General features: G+C 45.1%; 14 protein-coding genes. 5 read left to right on the top strand and 9 right to left on the bottom strand.

What is annotated here, in order from left to right; translation table 11 throughout:
• Positions 1-13: 13 nt before the first annotated feature.
• Genes bioD through bioB form a run of 4 tightly spaced genes read right to left on the bottom strand, consistent with a single transcriptional unit; the run spans position 14 to position 3,748 of the window.
• Positions 14-697, bottom strand: a complete 684-nt coding sequence (gene bioD / locus ITG10_RS13785) for a dethiobiotin synthase (protein ID WP_017631372.1) — start codon at positions 695-697, stop codon at positions 14-16.
• Positions 694-1,497, bottom strand: a complete 804-nt coding sequence (bioC, locus tag ITG10_RS13780; RefSeq protein WP_017631371.1) for a malonyl-ACP O-methyltransferase BioC — start codon at positions 1,495-1,497, stop codon at positions 694-696. The genes bioD and bioC overlap by 4 nt, the downstream gene beginning before the upstream one ends.
• Positions 1,498-2,709, bottom strand: coding sequence for an 8-amino-7-oxononanoate synthase (gene bioF, locus ITG10_RS13775; RefSeq protein ID WP_017631370.1), 1,212 nt, complete (start codon positions 2,707-2,709; stop codon positions 1,498-1,500).
• Positions 2,696-3,748: a biotin synthase BioB gene (gene bioB / locus ITG10_RS13770; protein WP_017631369.1), complete on the bottom strand. Its 1,053-nt coding sequence runs from the start codon at positions 3,746-3,748 to the stop codon at positions 2,696-2,698. Before bioB ends, bioF begins: the two co-directional genes overlap by 14 nt.
• A gap of 160 nt (positions 3,749-3,908) precedes the next feature.
• On the opposite strand from bioB, the gene bioA reads away from it, so the two are divergent.
• The 4 genes from bioA (at position 3,909) to ITG10_RS13750 (ending at position 11,798) form a co-directional block, all read left to right on the top strand.
• Positions 3,909-5,192, top strand: a complete 1,284-nt coding sequence (gene bioA, locus ITG10_RS13765) for an adenosylmethionine--8-amino-7-oxononanoate transaminase (RefSeq protein WP_017631368.1) — start codon at positions 3,909-3,911, stop codon at positions 5,190-5,192.
• Between the two features lie 224 nt (positions 5,193-5,416).
• Positions 5,417-9,001, top strand: coding sequence for a transporter substrate-binding domain-containing protein (locus ITG10_RS13760; RefSeq protein ID WP_248386449.1), 3,585 nt, complete (start codon positions 5,417-5,419; stop codon positions 8,999-9,001).
• Positions 8,998-10,149: an EAL domain-containing protein gene (locus ITG10_RS13755; protein WP_017630262.1), complete on the top strand. Its 1,152-nt coding sequence runs from the start codon at positions 8,998-9,000 to the stop codon at positions 10,147-10,149. Before ITG10_RS13760 ends, ITG10_RS13755 begins: the two co-directional genes overlap by 4 nt.
• Before the next feature lie 2 nt (positions 10,150-10,151).
• On the top strand, positions 10,152-11,798 hold the full coding sequence (locus tag ITG10_RS13750; protein ID WP_248386448.1) for a response regulator: 1,647 nt from the start codon (positions 10,152-10,154) through the stop codon (positions 11,796-11,798).
• A 129-nt stretch (positions 11,799-11,927) separates the two neighbouring features.
• On the opposite strand, the gene serS is transcribed toward ITG10_RS13750, so the two are convergent.
• The 5 genes from serS to lrp form a co-directional block, all read right to left on the bottom strand.
• Complete coding sequence (gene serS, locus ITG10_RS13745) at positions 11,928-13,235, bottom strand: serine--tRNA ligase (RefSeq protein WP_017630263.1); 1,308 nt, start codon at positions 13,233-13,235, stop codon at positions 11,928-11,930.
• Positions 13,236-13,377: 142 nt separating this feature from the next.
• Positions 13,378-14,733 carry a replication-associated recombination protein A gene (locus tag ITG10_RS13740; RefSeq protein ID WP_017107655.1) on the bottom strand — a complete coding sequence of 452 codons (1,356 nt, stop codon included), beginning with the start codon at positions 14,731-14,733 and terminating at the stop codon, positions 13,378-13,380.
• A gap of 63 nt (positions 14,734-14,796) precedes the next feature.
• Entirely contained in the window at positions 14,797-15,393 is a 597-nt protein-coding gene (gene lolA, locus ITG10_RS13735) for an outer membrane lipoprotein chaperone LolA (protein ID WP_017630264.1), read from the bottom strand.
• 81 nt (positions 15,394-15,474) lie between these two features.
• Positions 15,475-18,633, bottom strand: coding sequence for a DNA translocase FtsK 4TM domain-containing protein (locus tag ITG10_RS13730; RefSeq protein ID WP_017630265.1), 3,159 nt, complete (start codon positions 18,631-18,633; stop codon positions 15,475-15,477).
• A gap of 163 nt (positions 18,634-18,796) precedes the next feature.
• Complete coding sequence (gene lrp / locus ITG10_RS13725) at positions 18,797-19,291, bottom strand: leucine-responsive transcriptional regulator Lrp (RefSeq protein WP_004734558.1); 495 nt, start codon at positions 19,289-19,291, stop codon at positions 18,797-18,799.
• A gap of 156 nt (positions 19,292-19,447) precedes the next feature.
• Here lrp and ald point away from each other — a divergent pair, with 156 nt between their 5' ends.
• Positions 19,448-20,572, top strand: a complete 1,125-nt coding sequence (gene ald, locus ITG10_RS13720; protein ID WP_017630266.1) for an alanine dehydrogenase — start codon at positions 19,448-19,450, stop codon at positions 20,570-20,572.
• Positions 20,573-20,631: the final 59 nt, after the last annotated feature.

Below are 20,631 nucleotides of genomic sequence, written 5' to 3'. Positions count from 1 at the left end.
TATAGCTTGAGAATTAAAGCTCAAGCAGTGGCTGTACATTAATGTACTTACCAATATTCTTAGACTTCGCTTTTGGTACGTAAGGGATCTCACCTAACTTTGGCGCACCTAGCTTATCTTCAAGCATCGCAATAATATCAGCGTAATGTTCAGTGCCTGGATTAATGCGGTTTGCTACCCAACCGACTAGGTTTAAGCCATCTGCACGAATCGCTTCTGCGGTTAACAAAGCATGGCTCAAACAACCCAGCTTAATACCAACGGTCAATACAACTGGAAGCTGCTCTTTCTTGACCCAGCTAGACAAGTATTCGTCATCTGAAACCGGTACACGCCAGCCACCCGCACCTTCAACCAGAACGATGTCAGAGTTTTGCTTATGCTCGTCTAGTTTCGCTGATAACACCGCTTCATCAATCACGACACCGTCATGCTTGGCTGCGATGTGAGGTGATGATGGTAGTAGCAACGCGTACGGGTTAACGTCTTCGTAAGCAATATCTTGCGTCGCCGCTTCTTGAAGATGCAGCGCATCACTGTTACGTAACCCTTCAGGGTATTGTTCACACCCTGCAGCAACTGGCTTGTAGCCAATTGTTGATAAATCTTGTGCGGCCAAAGCTTGAAGAATCGCTTTTGAAACCACAGTTTTTCCCACTTCGGTATCCGTACCTGCAATGAATAATGCATCAATCATAATTGAATAACCCCTAAACAAACTTGATATGTTGCTGGTAAGAAACCTTGATGGTTTTTGAACTCTCGATATTCCCGTTCAACAAGCTGCAACATACTGCGACTTGTTAAACCTTGTGATCGACCACTTACGTGATTAGCGCCGATGCCTTTAAGGTCGCGCATCAGTTCAAACGCAGTGTCGTACCAAACGGTGATGGTGGGCAAGTCTAGTTGATGAGCAGTACAGCTAGATTGCGCTAACGCAATTTTTACCTGATTGATTGTAATAAAATGGTTAACGTGTTGATGTGCGTCAATTTTGGACCATGACTTTTCCAGTTCAAACAGTGACCCATCAAGCAAAGTTGAGAAAATCACACGTCCACCAGCCGCTGTAACACGCTTCATCTCTTTCAAAGGCGACGATAAATCATCACACCATTGCAACGCTAAGCTCGAAAAAACGATGTCAAAACATCCATCTTCAAACGGCAATTGTTCAGCGTCAGCTTGTTGATATAAAGCCACCGATACACCGCAGCGTTGTTCTGCCGCTTTTAACATTCCAACAGATAGGTCAGCACACACTACCTCTGCACCACGCTTCGCTATCTGTTCGGAAAAATAACCCGTACCACAACCTAAATCGAGTACCTTTAAACCTGAGAGGTCGGCTGGTAACTTATCCAGTAGTCGGTGGCCAACATCGCGCTGAAACTCAGCGTGTTTATCATAGGTTGTTGCTGCTTTGCCGAAAGCTTCGGCAATCGCATTCTTGTCTTGGCCTACGTAATTATGCACGACTGCTTCTTGTGACATTTACTGAGCCTCATTATTTATTTCGGTGTTAATTTCGCTATTGGATTCAAAGCTTGATTCAAGATTTCTATCCACAGCTTGACGTAACGAGCCAGTTAATTGAAGAATCTGCTTTTGAGTGTGATTGGCAGTTAACGTAATACGCAGACGCGCTGTCCCAGTCGGAACCGTTGGTGGCCTAATTGCAGTGACCCAAACTTGGTTGCGCTTTAATTCTTCCGCAACGGAGAGCGCAGCCTGAGCTTCACCTATTACAAACGGCTTAATCGGAGTCTGAGTATCAATAAGACCTTGTACGCCATTCATCTGCTCTGCATAGAGAGCCCCTAGCTCGGTTAGCTTCTCGCGACGCCACTCTTGCGTTTGAATCATCTGACACGCATGAGACAAAGCCACCGCTTGTGAAGGTGGCATTGCCGTCGAATACACATGATGACGAGCAAATTGAGTTAAGTAGTCACCCACTTCTGATGAACACAAAATCGCAGCACCAGATAGGCCAAATGCTTTACCAAAGGTCACCACCAAGATATCAGGCGTTATTTGCGAAGCGTTGCAGCTCCCTGCCCCTTTATTACCCAATACGCCAATACCGTGGGCATCATCAACCGCTAGCCAACTGTCGTATTGATTGGTCAGGTTAGATATTTGATTGAGAGGAGCCTGGTCGCCATCCATGCTGAACACGCCTTCCGTCACAACCAAGGATTGCGGAGAACGGCTTAATAGCGACTCTAGATGTTGCGTGTCGTTATGCTTAAAGCGTTTCATTGTTGCAGGAGAAAGCATCCCCGCTTCCATCAAAGAGGCGTGGTTAAGTTTATCTTGCAGTAATGAGTCGTCTTTTTCGAGCAGAGAAAACAGCAAGGCTTGATTAGCACTGAAACCAGAGCTAAACAGAATGGCACGTTCAAAGCCGAGCCATTCACACAGCTGAGTCTCTAGGTTTTGATGAGCAGGACTAAAGCCAGTAACCAATGGCGATGCCGCACTTCCAGCACCATATTGGGAAAGACCCGTTTGCCATGCATCGACCAGTTCAGGATCGTTCGCCAGACCTAAATAATCATTACTCGAAAAATTGATGAAACTAGAACCTTCACTATTCAGCAAAGGTCCATTGCTGTTTTCGAGCACCTTGAGTTGGCGAGTCAGCCCTTGCTCATGGCGATGAACAAGGGCTTCTTTAATGCGAGCTTTAAACCGTGGCATCGTAGAACATGTCATCTTTAGTTGGACGAGCCGCAACGCGCTCCACCACTTGATCTAACAGTTCGTTTTCTTGAATTTCGTCTGGTTTTTGAGCCACTTCTTGGCTGTTGATACCCAGCTTCTTAAACAACTGCATATCCGTGTCTTCATCTGGGTTTGCCGTAGTCAGTAGCTTACAACCGTAGAAGATAGAGTTCGCACCCGCCATGAAACACATCGCTTGCATCTGTTCGTTCATGTTCTCACGGCCTGCAGATAAGCGAACCGCAGACATAGGCATCATGATACGAGCAATCGCAATCAGCTTGATGAAGTCGAAAGACTCAACATCATCGACGTTTTCCATCGGTGTGCCTTTCACTTTTACTAGCATGTTGATTGGTACACTTTCAGGGTGCACTGGAAGGTTCGCCAGCTCTACAAGAAGACCTGCTCGGTCATTGGTGCTTTCGCCCATACCGATGATGCCACCAGAACAGATCTTCATTCCGGCATCACGCACGTGAGACAACGTGTCTAAACGATCTTGGTAAGTACGAGTGGTAATAATGCTGCCGTAGAATTCTGGAGACGTATCAAGGTTATGGTTGTAGTAGTCCAAACCTGCGTCGGCTAGCTCGCCTGCTTGATCCGGCGTTAACATGCCCAGTGTCATACAGGTTTCTAGCCCCATGCCTTTCACACCTTTGATCATGTCAGTTAGGTGCGGCATATCGCGTTCTTTCGGGTTTTTCCATGCCGCGCCCATACAGAAGCGAGTTGAGCCTGCATTCTTAGCTTTTTGCGCCGCATCCAAAACACGCTCAACTTCCATTAAGCGTTCTTTGTCGACATCCGTTCGGTAGTGAGCACTTTGAGGGCAGTACTTACAATCTTCAGGGCAAGCACCTGTCTTTATCGATAAAAGCGTACTCACCTGCACGTGGTTGTGCTCTTGGTACTGTCTATGAACGACTTGAGCTTCAAACATTAAATCCATAAACGGTTTTTCAAGCAGCGCTGTTACTTCAGCAACTGTCCAGTCATGACGAACTTCCACGTGTCGATCCTTTTTTATTTTTTTGATGTTACAACTCTGTGTCTAGAGTTTGCATTTATGCTTGGCTAGTCTACCGACAAGCTTTAGACTGTCAACACATTGATAATATCAAAAGTTTACATCTGGTTATTTTTTAATCACACCAAGAATGGGAGTTACTATGGATCTCGCCTTTGATCGCCAGCATATCTGGCATCCCTACACATCAACGTTAACACCTCTGACCTGCTACCCAGTCACCAATGCAGACGGTGTTTACTTAGAATTAGAAGGCGGAAAACGAATTATTGATGGCATGTCGTCTTGGTGGTCAACCATTCACGGCTACAATCATCCAGATCTGAATGCCGCTGCTCATAGCCAAATAGATAAGGTTTCACACGTTATGTTTGGTGGTATCACCCACCAGCCTGCCATCGATTTATGTAAGAAGCTTCTCAACCTAGCACCAAGTAATCTTGAACATGTATTCTTGGCTGATTCAGGCTCAGTAGCCGTAGAAGTGAGTCTTAAAATGGCGCTTCAATACTGGCATGCCAAAGGACAACCTCGTTCGAAGTTCCTCACACTCAGAGATGGCTACCACGGTGATACCTTTGCAGCGATGTCAGTGACCGACCCTGACAACTCGATGCACAGCCTCTACAAAGGCTTTTTGCCTGAACACATTTTTGCAGATTCGCCGAAAACAGGTTTTTGGGAACAATGGGACGCTAACGACATAAACAGCTTCCGTGAAAAGCTAGCAACACATCATCAAGAAGTCGCAGCCGTGATCTTGGAGCCGATCGTTCAAGGCGCTGGCGGTATGCGTATCTACCACCCTGAATTTCTGAAACAAGTGCGCCTGCTGTGTGATGAATTCAACGTATTGTTGATTTTGGATGAGATTGCGACCGGGTTTGGCCGCACTGGGAAACTGTTCGCGTGTGAGCATGCCGATATTCAACCGGATATTCTATGCTTGGGTAAAGCGCTGACTGGCGGCTACATGACCCTTTCAGCAACACTAGCGAGCAAAGAGGTCACAGACACCGTATGTGGCGGTGAAGCAGGCTGCTTTATGCACGGGCCAACCTTTATGGGTAACCCATTAGCTTGCGCGGTCGGTGCGGCGAGTTTATCGATCATAGAGCAAGGACATTGGCAGAGTCAGACTCAGCAGATTGAACAGCTGTTCTCTGAATTGCTGCCACCTTTGCGAGAGCATGCACTGGTTAAAGACGTTCGCTGGTTGGGCGCGATTGGCGTTGTTGAAACTCATACGCCTGTCGATATGGAAACCATCCAAGCTCACTTTGTTGAACAAGGCATTTGGATACGCCCATTTGGCAAATTGATCTATATGATGCCTCCTTTCATTAGCAAACCTGCACATATTGAGCAGCTTATTTCAGCCATTGATAAGGCTCTTAATCGTCCTGATTGTTTCCAAGAGACCTAGTTTTTCTAAATAAACCTTAATGTGTTCAATATAAAAATTACCGATTCAGCCTGTGAAAAACAGGCTGAATTATCAAAATTAAGCCTCTGTTTAAGAAGGGGTTTATTAAAAAGATAATCACAATTCTTATTTACCCTCTCGACAAAAATAAATTCAAAAATTGTATTAGCGGCTGAATAAAATGTCGTCATAGAATGCGGGACTTTTCATCGCTCGCTAACTTTATGAAGACTCTGTTTCTCTTATTAATCGCTCTAACTTCACTCTCTTTTTCCAGCACAGCTGAAGAAACCACATTAAGTGCAGCCCAGCATAGCTATATCCAAAATAAACAGAAGCTAGTCATTGCGAAACCTATGTACCTGTTTAATCAAGTTTGGGAAGACTTTGTCGTCAATCGTAATCAAGATACGTGCGATAGCGTCCAAGGTATGCTTAGGGATTACTTGAATATAGAAGTGGAAGTAAAAGAGTACTTCTCTTCCAGAGCCTTATTATCTGCGATTGCTAGCGGTGAAGCTGACTTAACCATTGGCTTTGCGGAAACACGCAGAAGAGCTGAACAATTTGAGTTTTCAGACAGCTTATATGACATTCAAAATGTGTATTGGTACAGAGATGACGTCGCCAAGAATACGCCGCACGACCAACTAAAATGGGTATGCATTAAAAGTTCACTGTTCTGCCAACTGCTCAATCAGCAGGGAGTGTCTGACCCTATGGTTGTGAATAGCACTTCTGAACTGTTACCTGCGATAGCGAATGGTTTTGCCGATGCGACAATTTTAGATCTGACATCAGTACAAAGTTATTACTCCGTCATGACCCCGGGCGAATGGCAAGGTGCACTCTCGTTCAGCCAAGATCTGCCCAAATTTCCCGTTCAGATCATGATGAACCAGAATGACAGCGTAATGCACAGCATCATCGAAAGATTCATTCACGACAAAGAAAACGACATTGCCAATTTGTCTTCAGAACAGTTCTATCATTTTTACGATGATCTCGTGAACCAGATAATCCAAAGCCAATATGGCAAACGCCCTATTCGCTTTACTGTGACGGAAGGAATCTACCCGTATTCATATTTTGATCCTACTACTCAAGAGGCTGTGGGGTTTATTCATGATGCAATAAAGCTAATTTCGAGAAAACTCGGATTGAAATTTGAATATGTTCCGCCAGAAGGCAAAAACATCATCGATATGCTCAAGAATGGTGAGGTTGAGTTTTTGCCAGGCTTCGATGTAGAGAACGTAGATTCCTCTCAGTTTATCGCCAGCAAACCCTTCATGACATTCGAATGGGCGTTGATTGAAACTAACCGCGAGTCTTTAAATAAAAAGACCGCTATTTTGGATCGAACGGGCTACTTCATTCCAAAGTCGAGTTTAGAAGATCACTTAGCTGATGCTGTGATTTACAAAGACATGGACTCAATCATTACCGCGATGAGCAACGGTCAGATTACGCATGCCTATATTCCAAAGAGTATCGCTAACCTATACATTTTTAATGGTTACGATGCGCTGTTTAACATCGTTCCACAAACAGCTGAAGTTTCACTGCAACGTAAAATGGGCGTCATTTTAAATCCGAGTTCATCGTTCTTACAAAGCGTGATCGACTCAGCTATTTCAGTCACAACGCAAAATGAAATTGATCTTCTAACACTGAAGCATCACAACATCATCGCTCAATACGGATTCAGTGAAGAGCGAATCGTGGCGTATACCTTAGCAATATCCGGGGTGATATTCGCTTTGATTACGTTTGGCTTAATGAAGACTCGTCGACTGTCTCTATCCCTGTCACGAGCTCAACAGTCTGAACAACGCAGTTATGATCAGATCCAATGGCTAACGACCTTGCTAGATAACTTACCTAGCCTGATTGCGATTCACGATAAAAGCGGCCAGTTAGTTCTTTCCAACAGTGCTTTTGATAAGCAAATGGCCCACTGTTTTACACAGCAACACGATGAAAACCCAGAGTTTTGTTGGCTTAGAGATAACGATGAAAAAACAGGGAACAAATTAGGCGTTTGGAGCACCATCAAGTGTGACTGCAGTGGCGGCGAGCAGCACTTTCGTGTGATTCGTCAGTGTTTGGCCAACGCATCAGAGAAAGATCCTTACGTAATTACGGTACTTGATGATCTGACAAAGTGGGAAAAACAGCAGCGTGAGCTTGAGGTATCTAACAAGAAAGCGCAAGAAGCGATCAAAGCTCGAGATCTATTCTTGGCCATCGTCAGCCACGAATTGCGCACGCCTATCGCGGCCATGATTGGCCTGATGGAGCTGCTCAGTACCAAGATAGAAAACAAAGATGACATGGAGCTCCTTAGCAATGCTCAGTTGTCAGCTGAACGTTTGAAATTGCTGGTCAGTGACATTCTCGACATCTCCAAAATGGAGGCTAATCAACTTCATTTGGAGTCGAAGACAAGCAATATCTACGACGAGTTGTGCCCGATATTCAGGACATTTGAGAGCAATGCGCGACTCAACAATCTTAACTTTAAATTAGGCTGGAAAGTCGACTCGATATCCAGAGCAAGCTTGGATTGGCTGAGAGTCACTCAGATCCTTAATAACCTATTGAACAATGCGATTAAGTTCACCGAGAACGGCTTTGTGTTAGTTACGGTAAAAACATCGAGCGAACAACTGCAGCTTTCGATTACGGATACAGGCTGCGGTATGTCTGACCAACAGATCGCTCGTGCGTTTCAACCTTTCGCACAAGGCGACCGTAGCATTAGTCGACGCTACGGCGGCACAGGACTGGGAATTACGGTGGTTCAACGACTAGTTAACATGATGGACGGTGACCTCAAGATTGAAAGCAAGTTGGGGCTAGGCACTAAGGTTTCGGTGAGCTTACCAATTAAAGGAACAGCGAGCCCAGTTAAAGTGGTTACACCGATGCATTCTGAAGACAGAGAGATCTTGGCATGGTTTAAAGCTTGGAAAATCGATAATCAAATGAACGATTACAGTCAGGCTATTGAACGCTCCACACAGTGGCAGAACCTGTATCCAGACCTATTGCTGAGCGATATCACGGCTCAAGGCAAAAGCGTGACTCACGCTCCGGCGTCAGAGTACCACTTTACCGGAACCGTGCTTATCGCCGATGACGACCCAATCAACCGCTTGTTGTTTGCAAAACAGCTTAAGCGCTTTGGTTTAAAGACGATCATCGTCAAAGACGGTCAAGAAGCGATGGAAGAATTAGAAAACAGCGAAACATTGGTGGATATCATCATCACGGATTGCCATATGCCGAACATGGATGGCTATCAATTGACGGAGAAGATTCGTTCACTCGACAAGCTGAAACACTTGCCAATTATTGGCTGTACAGCCGAAGACTCGAAATTGGTTATTGAGAAGGCTGAACGTGTGGGTATGGATCAAGTGATCTACAAGCCTTATTCGTTTGAAGAGCTCGCATTCGCGATTGAGGAATTACTGCCCCAACAAGCGGTAGAAACGATCCAAGCTGATCAATCTTGGGCACAGAATTACAGTCCAGAAGAGCAGCTTCAAATGGCGACGGTTATTTTGGATTCGTTCAGCTCAGACAAAGCGATGCTGCTAGAGCCTAACCCAAACATTAAAGCGATAGCACACAGAATCAAAGGGTCGGCAAGCCTACTTGGCTTAGATTCTCTCAATCATGCAGCAAAGGATTGTGAGAAAAATGCAGAAGACCCTATGTATTGTCACAAGTTAATTGAAGAGCTGGACTTAGCGATTGCCTCAGCTCAAGCGGTTATAAACAGGTTAAATTCACTATGAAAATTCTCATCGTTGAGGATTCATTGTTACAAGCAACACAAATTCAGATCCTACTTAAACGCCACAGCGTGGATGAGGTTTATACCGCTTACAACGGCGAAGATGCGATAGAGCTATGCAAACAACATCGCTTTGATATTGCGTTCTGTGACCTTCAGTTGCCACAGATTGATGGTGTGTCATTACTGGCTTCTTCGGAAGCTCAAGGTTCGATCCAAACTGTCGTCATATTGAGTGCGATGGCTGATGCTGCGTTGGACTCAACCAAAAGCATGTGCAAACTCATTGGTTATAACGAAGTCGAAGCGATACCGAAACCGGTCGATGAAACGCATATCCAGCGTTTGTTGTCGTCGTATAAACGTATCCAAACCGCTAAGTCTATTCTGCCGACCGAAGTTAAGTTAGATGAACAGCAGACCATTGAAGCCTTTGAAAATAAATGGTTCACCAATGCTTATCAGACACAACATGACGTAGAACAATCGACACTGGTTGGTGTTGAGGTACTTGCACGCATCATGCATCCAGAATTAGGGTTGCTCACACCTTTCCATTTCATGGATACATTGCGTCAGCTTGGGCTGATGGATCGACTTTTCTTCACTGTGCTTGAGCTGGCTCTGAAAGATATCTCATCAATGCGTAAACCGATCCACTTCGCGATCAATATTGAGCAATCAACATTGAAGCTTGAGATCGCCGATCAAGTCGCGAGCTTATGTGACAAATACAACATTGATCCATCATTGCTGACTCTGGAGATCACGGAGCATGAGACGATCTTGCTCGATGCGCATTGCTATAAAAATATCGCAAAACTGAGCATGTTAGGGGTTGGATTATCGGTTGACGATTTCGGTACGGGTTATGCGTCACTGTCCCAACTGTCGAGCTTACCATTCACCGAGCTTAAGGTGGATCGGAGTTTTGTTAACAATATCAGCGAAAACAAAAAGAATCAGATTCTAACCAAAGCTTGCATCAATTTGGCAGAAAACCTAGGCCTTTCTTGTATTGTCGAAGGTGTCGAGCAGCAACAAGATCTTGAATACTTGAAGACTATTGGCATGACCAAGTACCAAGGTTTTATTGCTTCAAAGCCTGCGAGCTTTTCGGAATTCACGTCAGTAAATAATTTAAAATAAACATGAAATTAACTCAATTAAATACACTTATCGTTGATGACTCAGCGATAGTGCTATCAACTATTCGCAATATGTTGGTTCATATTGGCTTCTCAGAGCGTTTGATTTCAATTGCTAAGTCACCTCGCATAGCAATGGCTCTCACAAGCGACACAACCTTTGATGTGATCATTTGCGATTATAACTTTGGCAACACCATCAACGGCAAACAGCTATTCGAAGAGTTGAAGCAATCCAAAAGATTAAAAGACGACGGGATATTTATCCTAGTAACAGGCGAGAATTCAGCTTTGTCGATCCGCCCTATCTTAGAGCTTCGACCAGATAACTACCTATTAAAGCCGTTCAACCGAGAAACGTTGAAGCAACGTATTACCAGCTCTCTAAAAAAGAAACTGGTATTGCAGAATATCTACAAGGCTGAAAGAGAGAACAACTACCAAGCGGGTTTAAAATTCTGCGAAGAGTTAGTCGCATTCCATCCAGAATATTTCGCGACGATTCAACAGTTCCGCGGAAGCTTTCTATCCAAGCTTGAACTCTACGACGAAGCTAAGCGTGTTTATGAAAAAGCGCTTGATGAAGGCAGTTTCGATTGGGCTCAAGCTGGGCTAGCGAACAGCCTTGCGAACTTAGGCCAGCTTAATGAAGCACAACGCATGATCGAAAGCTTGATTGATTCAGCGCCCACCAGCACTTTGTATCGAGACCAAGCCGCTCAGGTCAACCTGATCAGCAACAAGATTCCTGCGGCGATTGCACACTTTAAGTTGGCGAGCGAACTCACCCCTGGAAACTCAGAGCGAGAGTTGGCAATCGCGAATCTATGCTTGTCGGTGAATGACTCGAGAACAGCACTGCTTCATTATCAAAACTATGTGCAGATCAACAGAGACACCTTCCGTGACAACTTGTACATGAAGTTGAATCATATTCGATTCTTGCTCTACTGCGCGTCTGACGGCATTGATAAGCAAGCGAATTTGGATCAAGTCAATTACCTGATTTCTAAGATCCCGACCGAGGCAAGATCAGGGCTTCAAACAGACTTGGCGCTGATTGCTGCTCACATTGCAATGGAATCTAAGCAGTATCAAAAAGCGGTGACGATTTTAACCGCACTGCACGACAAGAATGACTTCAATGCATTTCCTGTGATTTATCACCATGCATGGTTGTTGGATAGAATGAGTTGTGAGAACGAATTTAAAGTCGCTCAGAATCGCTGCGGCATGTTGATCATCAAGACAGCAAACGAAACCGTTGTGTCGAGTCAGATGACGATGTGTGCTGAGATGAAAAATCGCAACACAGAAAAAATGACATGGCTAAAAGAGAAAAACATCAGTATTAAGCAAGGCCAGTCAGATTATAAATTGGTGCTCGTGGCTTACTTAGACATTCATAAGCGCTGCCCGATGATCAAAAACGTCTGTATGAACATCGTGAAACTGCTTTCTGTGATTTGGCCAGATTCTATGGGTGCTAAGCAAGTGCTTACTATCATCAAGCAATGTGATGAAGTGATCACCCAGCTTTATACCATTGATGAGCTGACAAAAAACAACTATCAAAGCTACTACCGAAAGGCGCTTCTAGCGTGTAAGCAAGCAGATACTGCTGCTAACGCCAGCTTCTCGTTTATGTAGCAGTTCTTTGAATTAGCTTTTCTAAATAACTGTCGCATACAAAAAATAACGCCACATACAAAAAAGGCTTTGCCATTACAGCAAAGCCTTTTAAATAATCTATTTCGCGCGAGGCGCTAAATAATTAGATTAACCGATGTGCGTTACGCCGCCCATGTATGGTTGAAGTACTGCTGGGATAGCAATACGGCCGTCAGCTTCTTGGTTGTTCTCAAGAATAGCAACCATAGTACGACCTACAGCAAGACCAGAACCGTTTAGTGTGTGTACAAGTTCAGGTTTCTTCTCGCCTTTACGACGGAAACGAGCTTGCATACGACGCGCTTGGAAATCCCACATGTTTGAACAAGAAGAGATTTCACGGTAAGTCTCTTGTGCTGGAACCCATACTTCTAAGTCGTAAGTTTTCGCAGAACCGAAGCCCATGTCGCCCGTACATAGAATGACTTTACGGTAAGGAAGCTCTAGAAGTTGAAGTACTTTCTCAGCGTGACCTGTTAGCTCTTCAAGAGCTGCCATAGAGTCTTCTGGTTTAGTGATTTGTACTAGTTCAACTTTATCGAATTGGTGCATACGGATAAGACCACGAGTGTCACGACCGTAAGAACCTGCTTCAGAACGGAAACATGGTGTGTGAGCTGTCATCTTAAGTGGCAGTTCAGCTTCATCAGTAATCGTGTCACGAACCATGTTCGTTACCGGTACTTCTGCCGTTGGGATAAGCGATAGAGTCTTAAGAGGTACGTCACTTACTTGCTCAGTTAGTGGGCTTGTGTGGAACAAGTCTTCGCCGAACTTAGGAAGTTGACCAGTACCGTATAGGCTATCGTGGTTCACTAGGTACGGTACGTACATTTCTGTGTAGCCGTGCTCATCAGTGTGAAGATCCAACATGAACTGAGCAATAGCACGGTGTAGACGTGCAAATTTGCCTTTCATCACGATGAAACGAGAACCAGAGATTTTAACTGCGCTAGCAAAATCAAGACCGCCAGACATTTCGCCTAGGTCAACGTGATCTTTAACTTCGAAGTCGTAAGTCTTAGGTTGGCCCCAACGAGAAACTTCTACGTTATCGTCTTCATCTTTACCATCTGGCACTTCTGCGTCAGGAAGGTTAGGAATAGACATTGTGATCGTTTCTAGTTCAGCTTGAAGGTCAGCCAATGCTACTTTAGCTTGGTCTAGTTCTGCGCCTAAGTTGCCTACTTCTGCAAGGATACGCTCAGCTTCTTCATGGTCGCCTTTTGCTTTCGCTTGACCAATGGACTTCGATCGAGAGTTACGTAACGCTTGCAGCTCTTCAGTTTTCATCTGAAGGGACTTACGTTTTTCTTCAAGTTCACGAATTGTCTCTACATCAAGGGCGAAGCCTCGACGTGCTAATTTTGCCGCTGTTTCATCCAGCTCAGCTCGAAGTAATTTAGAATCCAGCATTGCTAATCCTATGCTTTAGTTATTTGAATATTCAGTAGTTTGCTACTGAATCACTGCTAAACCCCTAAAACTGGTGCTATTTCGACCAACTTTTAACGATTTAATATAAATTTTATGACTAGGTAACGATATCCAAAAAAGACTACTTTTCATAGCGTTTTTGTGGGCTTTTTGCGTCCAAATCCGCCAGATAATCTAGCTTCTCGCCAATTTTGGTCTCTAAGCCTCGTTTTGTTGGGAAATAGTATTGTTTCTCTCCCATTTCAGGAGGCAGATACTTTTCGCCAGCCGCGTAGGCACCCGGTTCGTCATGAGCATAACGGTATTCTTGTCCGTAGCCCATGTCCTTCATCAAAGTTGTCGGTGCATTTCGTAAATGATGAGGCACTTCGTACTCTGGAAGGTTATGCGCATCGGTTAACGCTTGCTTCCAAGCGGTGTAAACGGCATTACTCTTTGGCGCACATGCTAAATAAACAACCGCTTGAGCAATCGCACGTTCTCCTTCAGCAGGGCCAATACGAGTGAAGCAATCCCAAGCCGACATAGCGACCTGCATTGCCCTTGGGTCAGCGTTACCAATATCTTCAGAAGCGATAGCCAGTAAACGCCTTACGATATACAGAGGGTCACAACCCGCGGCAATCATTCGCGCCGACCAATATAGCGCCGCATCAGGGTTCGAACCACGAATCGATTTGTGAACCGCAGAGATTAGGTCGTACCAAATATCGCCTTTGTTATCGAAACGAGCGACTTTCTCACCTGCCACTTCAGCAAGCAACTGCAAAGTTATCGCTTTCTCGCCCTTATCGTTGTCTTCTGCCATGTCGTACAGCAGCTCAAGATAGTTGAGCGACATACGCGCATCACCGTTCACCAACTCAGCGAGACGGTCTAAGACGTTATCAGCGAAGTCGGCAGGCACATCACCCAATCCACGCTGTTTATCTTCAATAGCTTGGCGAATAACAAGGGAGATGTCGTCAGTATTGAGAGAAGTCAGTTTGTAGACACGCGCACGTGACAACAAAGCGTTGTTCAATTCAAAAGAAGGGTTTTCTGTAGTCGCGCCGATAAACGTAACCGTGCCATCTTCAATATGAGGTAGGAAGGCATCTTGCTGACTCTTGTTAAAGCGATGGACCTCATCCACAAACAGAATCGTTCTGCGTCCTGCTTGCTTGTTTTCTCGTGCTTTCTCAATAGCAATGCGAATGTCTTTCACACCCGATGTTACCGCTGATACACGCTCCACTTCTGCATTGGCGTAATTTGCAGCCACTTCCGCCAACGTAGTTTTACCGGTACCCGGAGGCCCCCATAAAATCATGGAGTGAATATGGCCCGCTTCCAGCGCTCTGCGAAGTGGTTTACCGGGGCCCAATATATGCTGCTGACCGATGTACTGTTCAACAGTTTCAGGTCTCATACGAGCAGCAAGGGGACGAAAATCTTCGTCCCCTGCAAAATCTAAGCTGTAATTACTCAATTGCAATCTCTTGATTCGTTGATGGCATAATGCCTATCGACTTACGACCAAACGATCTGCCTGTTTGGATCAATTTCTTTGGTCGTCGACCTCGACACCTTCCGGTGCCACAAAAGTAAAGCGGTCTGCTGATGGCTTACCTAAATCAACGTTACTGAAAGTAAACTCACCTTTCTGGCCATCTTGTTCAATCACGTTAAAACCCTGAACAATGCCCTTTTCGGTGATGTTAATCTGGAAATCACCTTGGTTAGAATCCACTGCCGTTGGTGTTAACGTAAATTGGTTACCCGTTTGCGCGACGTTGTAGTTATCCCAATCACTTTCTTGGTTGCGAGTCAGCAGTACGAAAGGCGTTTGCGATGTCGCTTGCTCTTGCCAGTAAATGCTCACTTGCTCAATGAACGGGCTGTAGTACCACAAGCTTTGACCATCAGATACCAATAGGTTTTCATCAGGGAACGTGGTTTCCCAGCGGAATAAGCTAGGGCGCGCAATCTCTACAGTACCCTCGCCTTCCATCACCACATCACCATCAGGGCTGGTCACGACTTGTTTAAAGTCAGCACTAAAACCTGCGTTCAATGCCAAACGGCTACTCAGCTCTTCTTTCGGAGAAGCAAACACTGAGAAGCTCATAAATAAAAGTGCGAATACTTTTTTCATCAATAATCCTGTTAAAACATAAGTCGGTCATATTCACGATTTGACCGACTTAATGGGCATAAGTTCATAGGGCGTGTAGACCTAATCTTTTGGTGGCGCTGGCGCTAAGACTTCTCGGTTACCGTTATGGCCCGGAGCACTTACGATACCTTGCGCTTCAAGCTGCTCTACAATACGCGCTGCGCGGTTATAACCGATCTTGAATCGACGCTGTACGCCAGAAACCGAACCACGACGTGAATGAACAACGTGTTCGACTACTTGATCAAACAAAGGATCAACCTCTTCATCGCCTTCCATCTTCTCGCCCGGAAGCAAGGTTTCAGGAGTTTGTTCACCGTTGGTGATTTCATCAATATAGTTTGGCTTACCGCGCGCCTTCCAGTTATTCACCACCGCGTGTACATCATCATCCGATGCAAAGGCACCGTGAACACGAATGGTATGGCTAGAACCCGGCGGTAGGTAAAGCATATCACCCATACCAAGTAGCGATTCTGCACCACCTTGGTCAAGAATGGTTCGAGAGTCGGTTTTGGTTGATACGGTAAAGGCAACACGCGTTGGGATGTTGGCTTTAATTAGACCCGTAATTACATCTACCGATGGACGTTGAGTCGCGAGAATCAAGTGAACACCCGCCGCACGTGCTTTTTGTGCCAAACGCGCAATCAGTTCTTCAACCTTCTTACCTACTACCATGATTAGGTCGGCAAATTCATCGACGATTACCACGATATAAGGAAGTTTCTCTAGCAATGGCGCTTCTGGGTCCATGCTGTCACCCGGTTTCCATAATGGATCATAGATTGGGTGACCCGCATCAGCGGCCATCTTAAGCTTATCGTTGTAACCTTTAATATTACGAACACCTAACGCCGACATTAGCTTATAACGACGTTCCATTTCGCCTACACACCAACGAAGGGCATTCGACGCATCTTTCATGTCAGTAACGACTTCAGATAGCAGATGAGGGATACCCTCATAAACTGAGAGCTCAAGCATTTTCGGGTCAATCATGATGAAGCGTACATCTTCTGGAGATGCTTTATATAACATACTCAAGATCATCACGTTCACACCCACCGACTTACCTGAACCAGTTGTACCGGCAACAAGAACATGAGGCATTTTCGATAGGTCAGCAATCACAGCTTCACCTGCGATGTCTTGTCCTAGAACCACTGTCGTTGGTGATTTCGCTTCTTGGAACTGAGTGCTACCCACTACATCAGAGAAGAATACCGTTTGACGACTCATGTTCGGCAGTTCTAGGCCCACATAAGGTTTTCCTGGAATAACTTCAACCACACGTACTGCTAATGCAGACAGTGAACGAGCTAAGTCCATAGAAAGGCCTGAGATACGGCTTACTTTCACACCTGGTGCCAAATCTAACTCAAATCGAGTGATCACAGGACCAGGGAAAATGTCGACGACGTCGGCTTTGATCTTGTAATCCGCAAGTTTCGATTCAACCAGACGAGCAATCGCTTCTAGTGCATCACGGTCAATGAAGGTTTCACGCTTTTCAGGGTGGAACAACAACTCAAGCGTTGGTAGAGGCTCTGCAGGCTTCGGCAAGTTAACATCTTGCTGAACCAAGAACGGGTTCTGTGCCGCCGCCATATTTGCTTGCGCTTCAGAGACAATGCTTTGGAATGCTTCTACGTCTTTATCTTGGTTCAGAGGCTCATCTTCTGTCACCTCTTCCCAAGGAAGATCAATCGCTGGCTCTAGGCTTTGTTCTGTTGGCTGTGATGGCTTTGAATGTTCTTCTTGGTAAGAGAAAGGTTCAAATGGCTCATCAGCTAATTCTGCATCAGATTGCTCGGTTTCAGTCTGATGAACTGCAGGAGCAAAAGTCTGTTCGTCACTCTGCTCTTCCGTTTCATCAAACGGTGAAGCTTGTGCAGAGAAATCTTCTTGTATTGTTTCTTCTGGCTCACCCATTGGTGAAGCATATAGAGATTCAGGCTGAACCTCTTCAGCATCAAATTCACTCGTTACTTCTGGCGAGCTGTTGATTTCTGGTTCTGTACTTTCAAGAGCCGTATCAGTAGGCGTAACGTCTTGCTGTTCATTCTGTATGTATTGCTGATAAGCGACCTGAGATTCATGCGCGTCAACCTGATCTTGCTCAGCAAGGTCATCTTCATACATAGCGGCGTTTTCCAGCTGCTCGATAGTGGCATTGAGCTGCTTAGAACGTTCAACACCTTCTTCTAAAGGCTCTTCTGGCGCTTGGTAAACCGGCGCTACAGGGATCGGCTCGGGTTCAACTTTAGGTTGACGCTGAATCTGAGGTTCTTCTTGAGCTGAAGCTTCTTGCTTCGTAGGAGCCTCAACTGGCATGTGAATGTTGTAATGACGCTTCGGTGTCGCTGCACTCTCTAGCGCACTTGCAGCCGCATCTGACGAATCATTAGTCGCAGAGAAGCTCAGTGCAGGATCAAGCGGATCTTGCTCTGTTGAGTGTTTATTGTCTTCTATAGCAGGAACGTCGCGGTAAGTTGGCTCTTGGTGACGTTCTTCAATTAAATCACGGTCTGCTGACTCTCTTAGTTGAGGCTCAAGCAACTCTTGGTCTTGGCCGCGCGCTTTGTTTACAACAGACGTGAACAGCTTGATCGCACGTTCACCCAACCATTCAACAATGCTTAACCAAGAAATACCCGTTAGTAGAGTAAAACCAGCGCCCCATAAGAAAAGAAGAACTAACGTACTGCCAAGAACATTCAGAGTCGGAAGTGCAAGGCTAGTTAATACATCACCTACAACACCACCTGATGAGAAGTACCAGATGTCGTCAAAGTTGATATCCGCTAAACCACAGCTAGTCAGAATAAGGACTGTGAGGCCAAGTAAGCGAGTGCCCCAAAGCATAAAATCGATCTGTTCATCTTCATTACGCTTGCGGAACAATACCCACGCGGCAACCGTGACTAAGATAGGCAGAGGGTAAGCCAGAGAACCAAATACAAAGAACAGCGTATCCGCTAACCATGCACCTAGGTAACCACCGGCATTTTGAATGTCACCACCCCACGCCGTTTGCGACCATGATGGGTCTGCAGGGCTAAAGGTTAATAACGCAACGGCAAGTAGAATAGAGAAGAGAACACCCAGAATCAGGCTGCACTCTTTGAGACGTTGAGAACCATTCAAACGAGGAGACTGAGGCTCTTCACTCGTTTTAATGATTGTTTCTACTTTATTACTGCTCTGCTTGAACATAAACCAACTTAATAATTAAACGGGATAAAAACATAACGAGCGGCACACGCCGCTCGTTTCAATGAAACTACTGTTGATTTAACCATATCAAACCGAAAAACCCAATTCCAGAAAGCAAGAAAGCGGAACAAAAGTCCGCTTTCTTTCATTTCACCAATTGTGATTAACGAGTTTTAATCACAAGTTGATTAGTTTGTTTCACTTCTTCCATTACAACGTAGGTACGAGTGTCGTTTACGCCTGGTAGACGCAGTAACGTATCACCCAGTAACTTACGGTAAGCACCCATATCCGATACACGTGTTTTTAGAAGATAGTCAAAATCACCCGACACTAAATGACACTCTTGGATGTCATCAAGTTTCTGAACAGCGGTGTTGAATTGTTCGAACACATCTGGCGCACCACGGTTCAAAGTAATTTCAACAAACACTAAAAGTGAAGCATCAAGGTACTGTGGGTTCAGCAACGCTGTGTACCCAGTAATGTAACCTTGACGTTCTAAACGACGAACACGCTCAAGACATGGAGTCGGAGAAAGTCCTACTCGTTTTGAAAGTTCAACGTTTGAGATACGACCGTCTTTTTGCAACTCATTAAGAATGTTGCGGTCAATACGATCTAGTTCCTTGGACGGCTTCTTATAATTGTCTGCCATTTTTTATTCCACCTTATTACTTCCTTGCAAAAAAATATACTACAACTTTTTAATATTCAGTATCAAATTTTATCTGAACATATCTATACTAGATATTAATTCGACAGAATTACCCTACACATAGATAAAACAACCAAAATAAAATGAGGAGTCAGGATGATCATTGGCGTACCTAAGGAAATCAAAAACCACGAATACCGCGTTGGTATGACCCCAGCTAGCGTGAGAGAACTAATCTCACACGGCCACCAAGTTTTTGTAGAAACCAATGCCGGTACTGGTATCGGTTTTTCAGACGATGATTACATCGCTGTAGGCGCATCCATTCTTCCTACTGCTGCTGACGTTTTCGCGAAAGCAGAGATGATTGTAAAGGTTAAAGAACCTCAAGCTGTCGAGCGAGCTATGCTTCGCGAAGGGCAAATATTATTTACCTATTTACACCTTGCACCAGATTTTCCACAAACTGAAGAGCTGATCAAGAGCAAAGCTGTCTGCGTAGCCTATGAGACTGTAACAGATAATATGGGTCGCTTGCCACTATTAGCACCAATGTCTGAAGTCGCTGGTCGCATGTCTATTCAAGCAGGTGCACAAACATTAGAGAAATCTAACGGTGGTTGTGGTCTTCTTCTTGGTGGCGTTCCTGGCGTTGAACCAGCAAAAGTTGTTGTTGTTGGCGGCGGTGTTGTAGGTGCTAACGCAGCACGTATGGCTGTTGGTCTTCGCGCAGATGTTACAATTCTTGACCGTAACGTAGATACACTTCGTCGCCTTGATGAAGAATTCCAAGGGCGCGCAAAAGTGGTTTATTCTACTGAAGACGCTATCGAGAAGCATGTTCTAGAAGCAGACCTAGTGATTGGTGCAGTACTAATCCCAGGTGCAGCGGCTCCTAAACTTGTTACAAAAGATCACATCGCTAAGATGAAGCCAGGTTCAGCGGTTGTTGACGTTGCAATCGACCAAGGTGGTTGTTTCGAAACTTCACACGCTACAACGCACGCAGACCCAACTTACATCGTTGATGACGTTGTTCACTACTGTGTTGCTAACATGCCAGGTGCCGTTGCTCGTACTTCAACTTACGCACTAAACAATGCAACACTTCCTTACATTGTTAAGCTAGCGAACAAAGGCTACCGCGAAGCACTTCTATCTGATAAAGGCTTCCTAGAAGGTCTAAACGTAATCCACGGTAAAGTGACTTGTAAAGAAGTTGCAGAGAGCTTTGACCTAGAATACGTAGACCCAGCAGAAGCTATCGCAATGTTTAACTAATGATGTAGTGACTAACTGAGCGTAAAATTTTCTCGTTGAAGCGTTCAGTTACAACACAC

Source organism: Vibrio sp. ED004 (genome assembly GCF_023206395.1).
Taxonomy (GTDB): Bacteria; Pseudomonadota; Gammaproteobacteria; order Enterobacterales; family Vibrionaceae; genus Vibrio.
Note: the sequence above shows the minus strand (reverse complement) of the source record. Positions and strands in the feature narration are given on the sequence as shown.